The following is a 12,800-nucleotide window of genomic DNA, read 5'->3' as shown; positions in this document are numbered from 1 at the left end:
CGTTGCTAACGGCAGGGCGCACAGCGTTGGCGCGGTCAGCCCTCGAGGCTCTTGGAAGCCTGTTCGAACAGATCCTTGGACAGGCCTGGCGTACTCACGATCCGCTGCAGCTCGGCGCGCATCAAGGCCGCGCGGGCCGCATCGAAACGGCGCCAGCGTCCCAGCGGCGGCAGCAGCTTCGCCGCCGTTTGCGGGTTCAGCCGGTCGAGCGCGATCAGTTGATCGGCCAGGAAGCGATAGCCGGCGCCATCGGCCTGATTGAACGCCCGCTGGTTGACCGCGAAGGCGCCGATCAGGCTGCGCGCCCGGTTCGGATTGGCAAGCGTGAAGCTTGGATGTTCGGCCAGCGCCTTGACCGCCGCAAGCGTATCGTCGCGCGTGGACAGCGCCTGGGTCTGGAACCACTTGTCCAGCACCAGCGCGTTATCGGAATAGCGGTTGTAGAAGATATCCAGCGCCGCCTCGCGCAGGTCGCTACGCCCGTTCACCAGCGTGCTGAGCGCACCCTGCCGATCGGTCATGTTATCGGCGCGCTCGAACTGGCGGAACGCCAGCGCTGCTGCGTCGCTTGCTCCCGATGCGGCAATATAGCCGAGGGCCACGTTCCGGATCCGGCGCGCGCCCTTGGCCGCCGGCGTATAGGCGTAGGCCGCACCGGTGGTGTTCGCCTCGTAAATGTCGCGCCAGCGGTCGCCCAGCATTCTGCCGAGATCAGCGCGCAATGCCTCGCGCGCCCGATAGATTGCCTCGGGATCGACGACGTTGAGCTGATCGCCGACGAAGCTTTCGGACGGCAGCAGAACCGCTTCGGCGATGAAGGCCGGGTCAAGCGCCGGGTCATCCAGCGTGTCGGCGACGGCATCGATGACACCGCGGTGGTCGGCGCCGCCTTCCACCGCACCCGCCACCAGCGTGTCCAGCATCAGCTGCTGCATCGCCTCGTACCGCGCGAACGGATCATCATCATGCCGGGCAAGGAAGGCGAGGTCGCTGGCCGTCCGGTCGCTTTCGATGGTGACCGGTGCGGAGAAGCCGCGGTTGATCGACAGAACAGGCCGTTCGGCCACCCCTTCGAAGACGATGGACTCATTCGCCTGGTCCAGCAGCACCAGCTGCTCCGGCCCCAGCGGCTGGCCTGTCTCCGCACCGAACAGGCGGATGCGCAACGGCAGCACCATCGGCTCCTTGCTCGATTGGCCCGGGGTCGGCGGCACATGCTGCGCCAGCCGAAGCGTCGCGCGACCACCCTCATGCTCCAGGCTGGCCGAAACCCGCGGCGTGCCCGCCTGGCTGTACCACAAGCGGAAGCGCGACAGATCGACCCCGCCGCCCTCTTCCATGCAGCGGACGAAATCCTCGCACGTCGCGGCGGTGCCGTCGAAACGATCGAAATACAGGTCGCACGCCGTCCGGAACCGCTCGGGGCCGAGGATGGTGGCCATCATCCGGATCAGCTCGGCGCCCTTGTTGTAGATCGTCGAGGTGTAGAAATTGGAGATCTCGATATAGCTCTCCGGGCGAACGGGATGCGCGAGCGGCCCGGCATCCTCCGGAAACTGGCTGGCGCGCAGGCCCCGCACATCCTCGATTCGCTTCACCGCGGCCGACCCCTGATCGGCCGAAAAGCCCTGGTCGCGAAAGACGGTGAAACCTTCCTTCAGCGATAGCTGGAACCAATCGCGGCAAGTGATCCGGTTGCCGGACCAATTGTGGAAATATTCATGGGCTACCACCGCGGCGATGGCATCGTAATCGTAATCGGTCGCAGTGTCGGGATCGGCCAGGATGTAGCGGCTGTTGAAGATGTTCAGCCCCTTGTTCTCCATCGCGCCGAAGTTGAAATCGTCCACCGCGACGATGTTGAACACGTCCAGGTCATATTCGCGGCCATAGACACGCTCGTCCCAGGCCATCGACGTCTTGAGCGCATGGAGCGCATGATCGGTCTTGGGCAGATCGGCCGCCCGTACCCAGATGCCAAGCTGCACCTCACGTCCCGACCGCGTCGTGAAGGTGCCCGCATTGCAGGCGAGATCGCCTGCCACCAGCGCGAACAGATAGGATGGCTTGGGAAACGGGTCGTGCCACTCGGCCCAGTGCGTTCCGTCACCGTTGTCGCCGCTGGCGATCGGATCGCCATTGGCCAGCAGCACGGGGTAACGCGCCTTGTCCGCTGTCATCCGCACCCGGTACGTCGCCAGCACGTCAGGCCGATCCGGGAAAAAGGTGATGCGCCGGAAGCCCTCCGCCTCACATTGGGTGCACAGATTGCCGCCTGAGGAATAAAGCCCCATCAGCTGCGTATTCTGGTCGGGCGCGATCTCCACCTCGGTTTCGATCACATGCGCTGCCCCGCTCAGCGGGACGACGAGTTGATCGTCCTCGATGCGCCAGTCGTTCACCGCTACGCCATCAACGATCACCGCCAGCGGGGTGAGGCCATCGCCATCCAGCCGCAGCGGCTCGTCACCGTCGCCATTTCGCCTCACTTCCAGTCGTGCGCGCACCCGCGTCGCGCTCGGGTCCAGCGCAAAGTCCAGATCCACAGTCGGCACCAGCCACGCAGGCGGGCGATAGTCCTGGCGGCGCTTGATCGCAGGAGCGGCTGGGGCGGTGAGAACGTCGAGCATGATAGGAGATATAGACGGGGCGGCTTGTGGTTCCATCGCTAAAGCTTGCGGTGAAAGTCTTGGCTGCTACGTCTGGCGATCAGGTCCACTCCCCTTCGTTCATGTCGAGTGCGGTGGAGACGTGTCGCAGGCTTTGGCATGCAGCACTTCTTCGAACGATGGCTGCCGTCATCCTGTGCGGTATGCGATCGAGCGTTTCCCGATGAACAAGGCTTTTTGGAAGCACGAATGCGCCGTTTGATCCTGGCCCTTTGCCTCACGTCCCTTCCCGTTTCCGCCATCGCCCAGAATGCCGCGGCCCCATCTGCCGAAGCAGCGCTGTCCGCCGAGGCAGCCGCGATCAAGTCACACGTGATGTTCCTCGCCTCCGACGCGATGCGCGGGCGTGAGGCGGGCAGCCCGGAATATGACATCGCCGCCCAATATGTCGCCGCGCAATTCTTCGCCGCCGGGCTGAAGCCGGGCGGCGAGAAGGGCACCTACGCGCAGCAGGTGCCGCTCGTCGCCTACAAGCCCGATGGCCAGGGCACGCTCAGCATCACGGGACCGGCTGGTCAGACGGCGCTTGCCTTCGGCACCGACTACATCCCCTCGGCAAACCCGCGAGCCACGGAGACCAACGTGTCGGCGCCGGTCGTGTTCGTCGGCTACGGCATCGTTGCGCCCCAATATGGGCGGGACGATTACCGCGGCGTCGATGTGAAGGGGAAGATCGTCGCCTTTGTCAGCGGCTCGCCCTCCAAGATGACGGGTGAGGAGCGCGCGTGGCTCGGCTCGCCGACCACCAAGGCGCGCTTCGCCGCCGAGCGTGGCGCCGTCGGCACGATCACCCTCGTCACGCCCCGTTCCGACAAGCAGCGCCCGTTCGCACGGCTGGTCGAGGCGAATGGCCACACCCGCATGACCTGGGCCAATGCTGATGGCACCGGCCATGTCGAGGAAGGCGGCATCCCCACCCTTGCGACGCTGAGCCTCTCCGGCGCTCAGAAGCTGTTCGCGGGCGCTCGCACTCCCTGGGCCAAGGTCGCGCGTGAAGCCGACAAGGCGGACGCCAGCTTCAAGGCAGAGGCGCTTCCGACCGCCCTCGCCGTCACGACCAAGACCCAGTTCGACAAGGCACAGTCGTCCAACGTGGTCAGCGTGCTGCCCGGCAGCGATCCCGCTCTCGCGCGCGAGGTGGTGGTCCTGTCCGCGCACCTCGATCACGTCGGCGTCAGCGGCAAGGCGGATGACAAGATCCACAATGGCGCCTTGGACAATGCGATCGGCATCGCCAGCCTGATCGAGGAAGCGAAACGCTTCCAGAAGGAAGGCGCGACGAAGCGCACCATCCTGTTCCTGGCCGTCACGGCGGAGGAGAAGGGCCTGATCGGCAGCGATTATTTTGCCAACCATCCGACGGTGCCGGCAGATTCGATCATCGCCAACGTGAACCTCGACATGCCGATCCTCACCTACAAGTTCGAGGACATGGTGGCATTCGGCGGCGACCGCTCCACCCTCGGCCCGATCATCCGTCGTGCCGTAGAAGGCGCCGGCGTGGCGCTCTCGCCCGATCCGATCCCGGACGAAGGCATTTTCGTGCGCTCCGATCACTTCCGCTTCGTGCAGAAGGGTGTGCCTTCGGTGTTCTTGTGGCCGGGTCAGAAGGGGCCGGGCAAGGCAGCGGTGGAGCATTTCCTTTCCACCAATTACCACAAGCCCTCCGACGACCTGTCGCAGCCGATCCAATGGGAGGAAGGCGTACGCTTCGTGGACGTGAACTATCGCATCGCGCGCGACATCGCCGATGCTCCGTCGCGGCCGGTGTGGAACAAGGGCGATTACTTCGGCACGCTCTTCAAGGGGCCGATGGGGCAGTAATTCCCACTCCACCTCATGCGTTATGCCGGGCGCATCCCGGCATAACGCCCCGGACCCCGAACGCCGGTCGCAGAAACGCTCCGATGGCGCGGGGCGCGAACCGCGCATTCTGGCTGTCACCCCGGCCATGCGGCGAAGCTCAATCCTTTCGCCCACGCCGAGCCGCACGCGAAATCCGACACGTCACGGCGAACACCATGATGGGGTGACGCAACGCTCATCGCTGCGATAACAGGCCCCATGCGCCTGTTCATCTTCGGCCTCGGTTATGCCGCCAGCGCGATCGCCGATGCGAGCGGCTGGCCGATCCTCGCCACCACGCGCGATGGTCGCGCCGGCACGATCCGGTTCGACGATGATGCCGCGGTCCGCGCCGGCCTTGCCGCTGCAACGCACGTTCTCTCCTCCGTGCCGCCGGGGGAGAATGACCCCGTCCTCGCCCGTTATGGCGATGCGCTGGACGGACGCTGGCTCGGCTATCTCTCCTCCACCGGCGTCTATGGCGACGCTGGCGGCGCATGGGTCGACGAAAGCGCGCCTATCCGTGGTCGCCGGCCGGCGCGCAATGCGGCGGACGCCGCCTGGCTCGCGCACGGCGCGCGCGTCTTCCGCCTGCCCGGCATTTATGGACCGGGTCGCTCGCCACTGGACCGGGTTGCTGCCGGCACCGCCCACCGCACCGGTCTTGCCGATCAGGTGTTCAGCCGGATTCACGTGGCCGACATCGCCAGTGGCGTCGTCGCCGGCTTCACTGCGCCGCCGGGCGCCTACAACCTCGCTGATGACTTGCCGACCAGCCAGGATTGCGTGATCGAGCAAGCCGCCGCCATGTTGGGCGTACCGCCACCGGCAGTTGTCGAACTGGCGAGCCTGTCGCCCGCCGCCCGCGCCTTTTATGCGGAGAACCGGCGTGTCGCGAATGGAAAGGCAAAGCGGGTGCTCGGCTGGCGCCCGCTTTATCCCGATTACCGATTGGGCCTGCGCGCCGTGAGCGCGACAATGAGCCCAGCTGCGGCCAGCGCCGCGCCGGCCGCCGCCAAAAGCGACCAGCGATAGCCCTCGAACATCGTCGACAGCGCCATGGCGATCACTGGCACGATGACGCTGGAATAAGCCGCCTTGGCCGGCCCGATGATGCGGATCACCCCGAAATAAAGCGGAAAGGCCAAGGCTGAGGCGAAGATCCCGAGGTACAGGATCCCGGTGACATAGCCGAGCCGCCACTCCATCACCGGCGGACCCACCGTGAACCACGCCCACACCGCATCGAATGTGCCGCCCAAGAGCATGGCAATGGCCGTGGTACGCAGCATCGGATAGGCCCGCGCCGTCTCCGTACCCTGCATCACATTCGCGCTCGAAGCGGACAGGATGGCACATAAGGTCAGGCCGATCCCCACCAGCGAGGCGGTCGGCCCGTTGGGATCGCTGCGGATCTCGTGGATGAACAGCAGCGCGACGCCCGCCATCGCAATCGCGGAGCCAATGACGAGCTGCCGTCCCAACCGCTGCCCCAGGAAGATCCGGCCGAACAGCGAGTTGGGAATCAGCAGCAGCGCAAACACCACCGCCACGAGGCCCGAGGTGATGAACTGCTCGGCGCGATAGACGAAGTTGAAGTTAAGGACGAACTGCGCAAGGCCCAGTGCGGCGGCGAAGGCAAACCCGCGCGCGTCGATCATACCCGGCTCCCGCCGGATCGCCGCCCAGATGAACAACGCCAGCCCGGCCACCAGAAAGCGGTAGCTGACCGACCACGACGGCGGCACCACGCCAAGCTGATCGCGAATGACCAGCCAGGTCGATCCCCAGATCAACGTCACGATCCCGAAGGGGATCAGCACGCGGGCGCGTGTCGATTGCGGGGGAGGTTGGGCGGTCATGATCGTGCGCTATGCCGCCGCCATCAGAAAAACAACGCCAAGTCGGTCAGTTGGCGCTACTCAGCACAGGGGTGATCCTGCATCCGCGGACCCGTTGCTCCATCGCCCGGCCATTCCGCATGCCGTGAACGCCGGGACAAGGCCGCCGGATGGCGCCGACAGCCCCGGCGAATGGGTCACCCCAGCGCCGCGATCGCCTCCGCCAGCGGCCGGATATCCTCGGCCCGCTGGTTCCACGACACCACCAGCCGCGCCTCGCCGGGACCCCAATCGTAAAAGTCGAAGCCCTTGCTGCGCAGCGATGCCGCTTCCTCCGCGGTGACGCGAAGGAACACTTCGTTCGCCTCCACCGGATGCACCAGCCGCGTGCCGGCGGCGGCTGCGATCAGCGCCGCGCCCTCGTTCGCGTTGCGCGCATTCGCCAGCCAGCGGTCCTCCTCCAGCAGCGCGAGGATCTGCGCGGCGAGATAGCGGCCCTTGGAAAACAGCAGGCCCGCCCGCTTGCGGCGATATCGGCTCGCCTCGACCAGCCCGCGCTTGAAGAACACCAGGGCCTCGGCGCCCATACCGCCGTTCTTGACGAAGCCGAAGCTGAGCGCCGTGACGCCCGCGCGCCACGTCATGTCAGCGGGCGAGCAATCCGCGTGAACCATTGCATTGGCGAAGCGCGCGCCGTCCATGTGCAGCGCGAGGCCACGCTCGGCCGCCAGCGCGCCGATCGCTGCCACCTCTGCCGGCTGATAGACGAGGCCATATTCCGTCGCATTGGTGATGGAGATCGCATGCGGCTGCACCTGGTGAACATCGGTGCGGATCGTCGCCAGCAGCGCCGTGAGGCTTTCAGGCGTCAGCTTCGCGCCCTCGCCGTCCGCCAGCAGCAGCTTTGCACCATGGGTGTAGAATTCCGGCGCGCCGCATTCGTCATTCTGGATATGCGCGTCATGGTGGCACAGCACCGCACCATGCGGCGGGCAGAGCGCGGCGAGCGCGAGGCAGTTCGCCGCCGTACCCGTCGGTACCCACAGCACCTCCACCTCCGTCTCGAACAGCGCCGACAATCGCGCGTCCAGCATGCCGGACCAGCGATCACCATCGTATGCCGTGTCGAGCACATCCGCCTGGGCAACGGCGGTGAGAACGGCGGGATGGACGGGGGCGGCGTTGTCGGAAAAGAAGCGCATGCCCGGCGCCTTGCTGCGGCCACTCCGCCTCGTCAATCGATACAGATCAGCTTTCCGGCTCGTCCGCCTCGCGCAATGCGATCGCCGGCCCGCGATAGCCGGTAACGGTGGCCGCCACCGCCTGGATCAGCTGCTGACGATCGCGCATCGGCCGCTGGGTATCGCCAATCATCACTGCCACGGCGTAGCGGCGACCCTCGGGCGAGGTCAGCAGGCCGACATCGTTGAACCCTGCGTTGCGTCGGCCCAGTTCCTGCCCGGTTCCCGTCTTGTGCGCCAGCGTCCAGCCGGGCGCCGCACCCGCCCGCAGCCGCGCCCGCCCGGTGCGGCTGGATTCCATGGTGGAGATCAAGAGGCGCGTCGAGGTTTCGGAAAGCAGCTCGCCACGGGCCAGCCTCGCCAGCGCGTCGGCAATGGCCAGCGGGGCGGCGCCATCGGGGGGATTGTCGATATACGCCTGCAAGGCCGCCTGACGCACGGCAGGATCAAGGCGGGCGCGCATGATCGAGAACGTGTTGCCGACGCTCATCGACTGGTCCCACGTCAACCCGGCCGTTTTCGCCTGCAACATCCGCTCGCCCGGTCCGAAGCGGATCTCGCCCAGCTGCTTGCGCTCAATGAAGGCGCGCACCGCGGACGGCCCGCCCACCAGCGTCAGCAGCCGATCGTTCGCCGTATTGTCGCTCTGCGTCAGCGCGCGGTGCAACAGGTCGCCGACCGTGGTGTTCCAGACGCCGTTCTTCACCAGATAAGCGATCGGCTGGTGGAAAACCGTCAGGTCGGACGGCGTCAGCGTCACCGCATCGTCAAGCCGCAACCGGCCGGCGTCGCGCTGATCGAGCACCGTCATCGCGACCCACAGCTTGCTTACGCTTTGTTGCGGCAGGGGCCGCCGCCCCCCCGCCTCCACGGTCCACCCTTCGTCCACCGCACGCACCGCCACGCCCGCAATCCCGGGGAATTCGCGCACCAGCTGGCTGATCGATGCTTCCAGCGCCCGCGGCGCCCGGTTCACCGGCAGCGGCGTCGGCTTGGGCACGGGGATCGCAACGACATAGGCGGGCGCCGGGGCCACCGGCCCGGCGGCATGCGAGGGACGCTCGTCGACACCGCAACTGCTCAGTGAAAGCAGCGCCACTCCAGCGATCAATCGTCCGATCATCGTCCGCTGTGCCCCCGAGCAGTCGTGAGCAAACAGGCTATCCCAAAAGTCACCATTGAAAACCGGCACTTACCGGCTCTGCGGTGAACCGCGCCTGACGCGCGACCAGAGGAGTCGGCGACTACGGAACCAGAACGGTATCTACGGGCACATCAAGTGTTTGCGGATAATCGAGGGTGTAGTGGAGCCCCCGGCTTTCCTGCCGGTGCAGCGCCGAACGCACGATCAGCTCCGCAGTCTGCAACAGGTTGCGCAGTTCAATCAGGTCCGGGGTCACGCGGAAGTGGCCGTAATAATCCTCCACTTCGCCCGTCAGCATCTTGATGCGGTGCTGCGCCCGCTGAAGCCGCTTGGTGGTGCGCACGATGCCGACGTAATTCCACATGAAGCGCCGGATCTCGGTCCAGTTCTGCTTGATCACGACTTCTTCGTCCGAATCGGTGACGCGGCTTTCATCCCACGGCCGGATCGGCGGCACCGGGCGCAGATCGTCCCAGCAGGCGGCGATGTGATTGGCTGCAGCCTCGCCGAACACGAAACATTCCAGCAGCGAGTTGGACGCGAGCCGGTTGGCGCCATGCAGCCCGCTTTCGGTGCACTCGCCGGCCGCATAGAGATTGGGCAGGTCAGTGCGCCCGTCGCGATCCACGATGATCCCGCCGCAGGTGTAATGCTGCGCCGGCACGACGGGAATGGGCTGCATCGTCATGTCGATGCCCAGCCCCATCAGCTTGTCGTGGATATTGGGGAAGTGCCCGCGCACGAAATCGGCAGGCTGATGGCTGATGTCGAGATGGACGTAATCAAGGCCGTAGCGCTTGATCTCGGCGTCGATCGCCCGCGCCACCACGTCGCGGGGCGCCAGTTCCAGCCGCTCGGCATCATAATCCACCATGAAGCGGTGGCCGTTCAGCGGATTGATCAGCCGCCCGCCCTCGCCGCGTACCGCCTCGGTGATCAAGAAGTTCTTGACGTCGAGATTGTAGAGGCAGGTAGGGTGAAACTGCATCATCTCCATGTTGGAGACGCGGCAGCCCGCCCGCCATGCCATCGCGATGCCGTCCCCGGTTGCGCCGCGCGGCGCCGTGGAGAACAGATACGTGCGCCCCGCCCCCCCGGTGGCGAGGATCGTCGCCCGCGCGGTGTACAGGTTCACGCGCCCGGTCCTGCGATCCACCGCATAGACACCCCAGACATTCCCAGCGCCGGAATAGCGCTCCTCATGCCGGCTGGTGGCAAGGTCGATCGCGACCTGATCGGGCACCAGAGTGATATTGGGATGTGCCTCCGCCGCCTTCTGCAACGCTTCCTGCACCGCCCAGCCAGTGGCGTCGTCGACATGCACGATGCGGCGGTGCGAATGCCCACCTTCGCGCGTCAGGTGGAGCGCGTCCCCATCCTGCGCGAACGGCACACCCAGCTTCTGCAGGCGCGCGATCGCGGCGGGCGCATTTTCGACCACGAACTCCACGATCTCGCGGTCGTTGAGCCCGGCGCCCGCGACCATCGTGTCCTCGACATGATTTTCGAACGTGTCGCCCGGCTCCAGCACTGCGGCGATACCGCCCTGCGCCCATGCCGTGGAGCCTTCGTTGAGCGCCCCTTTGGCAAGCACCGTCACCTGAAAGCGATCGGCGAGGTTGAGCGCTGCGGTAAGCCCGGCGGCGCCGGATCCGACGATCAGGACGTCGCTGCTGGTCATGCGTCTGGCGAGAAGAAGCGGAGCATCGGACCTGCATGGCACGAAGCGCGCGAACCTGCCATATCGGGCGCGCAACCAAACCGTTCGTTCCGAACCAGCCGCCGGCGATTGCGCCCGCCCTCCCCCGTCAACGGGCGCCGCTGCGGCAGGCTCGGGCATGAACGCAACGACAGGCCCGAAGGAAGACGATGTCCACCCATTCCGCCCGCCTTGCCGCGCTCCGCGACCAGCTTTCGCGCCAGCAGCTCGACGGCTTCGTCGTGCCGCTAACCGATGAGCACATGAGCGAATATGTCGGCGCCTATGCCCAGCGGCTCGCCTGGCTCACCGGTTTCCAGGGATCGGCAGGCACCGCCGTGGTGCTGCCTGCCGAGGCCGCGATCTTCACCGATGGCCGCTACACGCTGCAAGTGCGCGAACAGGTGTCGGGCGACGATTGGCAGTTCGTGGGCGTGCCGGAGACCAGCGTTTCCACCTGGCTGGCGGGCCACGCCAAGCAGGGCGCGCGCATCGGCTATGATCCCTGGCTGCATACCCGTGCCTGGGTGGATGAGGCCGGAAAGGCGCTTGCTGCCATCAACGCCACCCTTGTCGCGGTGGACACCAACCCGGTCGATGCCGTGTGGCCCGACCAGCCCGCGCGCTCGGACGCGCAGCTCAGCGTCCACGACGACGCCAACGCCGGCCGCTCCTCCGCGGAAAAGCGTGCCGCCGTCGCCGACTGGCTTGCCGAGCAACAGGCAGATGCCGTGGTGCTCGCGTCGTTGGAATCGATTGCCTGGCTCCTGAACGTGCGCGGCGGCGACGTGTCCCGCACGCCCGTCGCGCTCGCCTATGCGGTGGTGAACGCCGACGGCACCGCCGATCTCTACGTCGCGCCCGAAAAAATGACGGACGCCGTGGCCCAGCATCTCGGGAACGCCGTCCGGGTTCATGACCGGCATGCGTTCGGCGCTGCCCTCGGCCGTTTCGCCGGCAAGCGCGTGGCGGTCGATCCCGCGCTCTCCGTTGCCGCCATCCCGCTCGCCATTGAGGCCGGTGGCGGTGAGGTGGTGGCGATGCGCGATCCCACCGTCATTCCGCGCGCCACGAAGAACGCGGTTGAGCGCGCCGGCCACCGCGCCGCCAGTATTCGCGACGGCGCGGCGCTGTCCCGCTTCCTGCGCTGGATCTCGATCGAAGCACCCAAGGGCGGTCAGACTGAGCTGTCGGCAGCGGCGAAGCTAGAGGAGTTCCGCCGCGACACCGGCGTGCTGAAGGATCTGTCGTTCGACGCAATCTCGGCCACTGGCCCGCACGGCGCGATCCCGCACTATCACGTTACCGAGGAGTCGAGCCTGCCGATCGAGCCGGGCCAGCTCTACCTGATCGATTCGGGCGGCCAATATGTGGACGGCACCACCGATGTGACCCGCGTAGTGCCGATCGGCACGCCCACGGCGGAAATGCGCGATCGCTTCACCCGCGTGTTGAAGGGGCATATCGCGCTGGCCACCGCCGTCTTCCCGCATGGCACCACCGGCGCGCAGCTCGACGCGCTCGCGCGGCTTCCCTTGTGGCAGGCGGGGCTCGATTTCGCGCACGGCACAGGCCACGGCGTCGGCAGCTATCTGTCGGTGCATGAAGGGCCGGCGCGCATCGCCAAGCCAAGCTATCCCGGTAGTGGACCGTCGGAGCCGTTGCTGCCCGGCATGATCCTCTCCAACGAGCCGGGCTATTACAAGGCGGGCGAGTACGGCATCCGCATCGAGAACCTGCTGCTGGTCGAGGAGCGCGACATCGCGGGTGGTGAATCCACGATGCTTGCGTTCGAAACGCTCACCCTTGCGCCGATCGACCGCGACCTCATCGATCCTGCCTTGATGACGCCGGCGGAACTCGGCTGGCTGAACGATTATCACGCCCGCGTCGCCGAAACGCTTGCCCCCGTGCTGGAGGGTGACGATCGCGTCTGGCTCATCGAACGGTGCGCGCCGATCGTTGCGGCCTGAATGCGGCCGGGCGGTGGTGGGCAGTGTTCAGCCGGCCGCCGCCTCCCGCAAACCGAGTCGCTATTCGGCAGGCGTCCCGCTCGACTCGGGTGGATGTGCCTCGCCATCGCTGGCCGGGGCGCCTGCCGTGCCCCGCGCCTGCGCCTTGCGCCGCCGCAGGTTGGCCCGCAGCGCGGCGGCCCGGCGGGCGTCCCGTTCGTCCTTGCTTTCCATGAACGCCGCTATCGCTTCGTGATAACGCCTTGACAATCCGTTCCCGCTCGTCTCTAGGGCGCCCTCGCCTGTGAACAGCGGGTCGAGTGCTGCCGTAGCTCAGTGGTAGAGCGCATCCTTGGTAAGGCTGAGGTCGTGAGTTCAATCCTCACCGGCAGCACCATTTTTCTTCCCG

9 protein-coding genes and 1 tRNA gene are annotated in these 12,800 nt (G+C 66.5%); 4 read left to right on the top strand and 6 right to left on the bottom strand.

The genetic code is table 11. From position 1 onward, the window contains the following. Positions 1-35 precede the first annotated feature (35 nt). Positions 36-2,630: an aminopeptidase N gene (gene pepN / locus LK535_RS12320; protein WP_227772197.1), complete on the bottom strand. Its 2,595-nt coding sequence runs from the start codon at positions 2,628-2,630 to the stop codon at positions 36-38. A 228-nt stretch (positions 2,631-2,858) separates the two neighbouring features. Between pepN and LK535_RS12315 the strand changes: the two genes are divergently transcribed. Next, entirely contained in the window at positions 2,859-4,493 is a 1,635-nt protein-coding gene (locus tag LK535_RS12315; protein WP_227772196.1) for a M28 family metallopeptidase, read from the top strand. Between the two features lie 240 nt (positions 4,494-4,733). After that, the gene (locus tag LK535_RS12310) at positions 4,734-5,549 is read left to right on the top strand and encodes an NAD(P)-dependent oxidoreductase (RefSeq protein ID WP_227772195.1); all 816 of its coding nucleotides are present in this window, start codon (positions 4,734-4,736) and stop codon (positions 5,547-5,549) included. Here LK535_RS12310 and LK535_RS12305 read toward each other — a convergent pair. The 4 genes from LK535_RS12305 to nadB all read right to left on the bottom strand — a co-directional run bounded on the left by LK535_RS12305 (position 5,459) and on the right by nadB (position 10,421). Continuing rightward, the gene (locus tag LK535_RS12305) at positions 5,459-6,376 is read right to left on the bottom strand and encodes a DMT family transporter (RefSeq protein WP_227772194.1); all 918 of its coding nucleotides are present in this window, start codon (positions 6,374-6,376) and stop codon (positions 5,459-5,461) included. The two genes, LK535_RS12310 and LK535_RS12305, sit on opposite strands and share 91 nt — an antisense overlap. Positions 6,377-6,552: 176 nt before the next feature. Continuing rightward, positions 6,553-7,557 carry a threonine aldolase family protein gene (locus LK535_RS12300; protein WP_227772193.1) on the bottom strand — a complete coding sequence of 335 codons (1,005 nt, stop codon included), beginning with the start codon at positions 7,555-7,557 and terminating at the stop codon, positions 6,553-6,555. A gap of 46 nt (positions 7,558-7,603) precedes the next feature. Continuing rightward, the gene (locus LK535_RS12295) at positions 7,604-8,719 is read right to left on the bottom strand and encodes a serine hydrolase (protein ID WP_265334218.1); all 1,116 of its coding nucleotides are present in this window, start codon (positions 8,717-8,719) and stop codon (positions 7,604-7,606) included. Between the two features lie 121 nt (positions 8,720-8,840). Then, positions 8,841-10,421 carry an L-aspartate oxidase gene (gene nadB, locus LK535_RS12290; RefSeq protein ID WP_227772191.1) on the bottom strand — a complete coding sequence of 527 codons (1,581 nt, stop codon included), beginning with the start codon at positions 10,419-10,421 and terminating at the stop codon, positions 8,841-8,843. 188 nt (positions 10,422-10,609) lie between these two features. On the opposite strand from nadB, the gene LK535_RS12285 reads away from it, so the two are divergent. Next, positions 10,610-12,412, top strand: coding sequence for an aminopeptidase P family protein (locus LK535_RS12285; protein ID WP_227772190.1), 1,803 nt, complete (start codon positions 10,610-10,612; stop codon positions 12,410-12,412). A 60-nt stretch (positions 12,413-12,472) separates the two neighbouring features. Here the strand turns inward: LK535_RS12285 and LK535_RS12280 are convergent, their stop codons facing one another. After that, positions 12,473-12,625 (bottom strand): hypothetical protein, encoded by a 153-nt coding sequence (locus tag LK535_RS12280; RefSeq protein WP_227772189.1) that lies wholly within the window; start codon positions 12,623-12,625, stop codon positions 12,473-12,475. Between the two features lie 88 nt (positions 12,626-12,713). Between LK535_RS12280 and LK535_RS12275 the strand changes: the two genes are divergently transcribed. After that, a tRNA-Thr gene (locus tag LK535_RS12275) sits at positions 12,714-12,788 on the top strand. The last annotated feature ends 12 nt before the right edge of the window (positions 12,789-12,800 follow it).

Origin of the sequence: Sphingomonas sp. IC4-52 (genome assembly GCF_020707225.1) — a bacterium.
In the GTDB taxonomy this organism is placed as follows: Bacteria; Pseudomonadota; Alphaproteobacteria; order Sphingomonadales; family Sphingomonadaceae; genus Sphingomonas.
The sequence above is the reverse complement of the archived record's forward strand: the minus strand, read 5'-3'. Positions and strand labels throughout refer to the sequence as shown.

Excerpts from the sequence above, each read along its gene's own strand:
- pepN (WP_227772197.1), bottom strand. The coding sequence starts at position 2,630 with ATGCTCGACGTTCTCACCGCCCCAGCCGCTCCTGCGATCAAGCGCCGC.
- LK535_RS12315 (WP_227772196.1), top strand. The coding sequence starts at position 2,859 with ATGCGCCGTTTGATCCTGGCCCTTTGCCTCACGTCCCTTCCCGTTTCC.
- LK535_RS12310 (WP_227772195.1), top strand. The coding sequence starts at position 4,734 with ATGCGCCTGTTCATCTTCGGCCTCGGTTATGCCGCCAGCGCGATCGCC.
- LK535_RS12305 (WP_227772194.1), bottom strand. The coding sequence starts at position 6,376 with ATGACCGCCCAACCTCCCCCGCAATCGACACGCGCCCGCGTGCTGATC.
- LK535_RS12300 (WP_227772193.1), bottom strand. The coding sequence starts at position 7,557 with ATGCGCTTCTTTTCCGACAACGCCGCCCCCGTCCATCCCGCCGTTCTC.
- LK535_RS12295 (WP_265334218.1), bottom strand. The coding sequence starts at position 8,719 with ATGATCGGACGATTGATCGCTGGAGTGGCGCTGCTTTCACTGAGCAGT.
- nadB (WP_227772191.1), bottom strand. The coding sequence starts at position 10,421 with ATGACCAGCAGCGACGTCCTGATCGTCGGATCCGGCGCCGCCGGGCTT.
- LK535_RS12285 (WP_227772190.1), top strand. The coding sequence starts at position 10,610 with ATGTCCACCCATTCCGCCCGCCTTGCCGCGCTCCGCGACCAGCTTTCG.
- LK535_RS12280 (WP_227772189.1), bottom strand. The coding sequence starts at position 12,625 with ATGGAAAGCAAGGACGAACGGGACGCCCGCCGGGCCGCCGCGCTGCGG.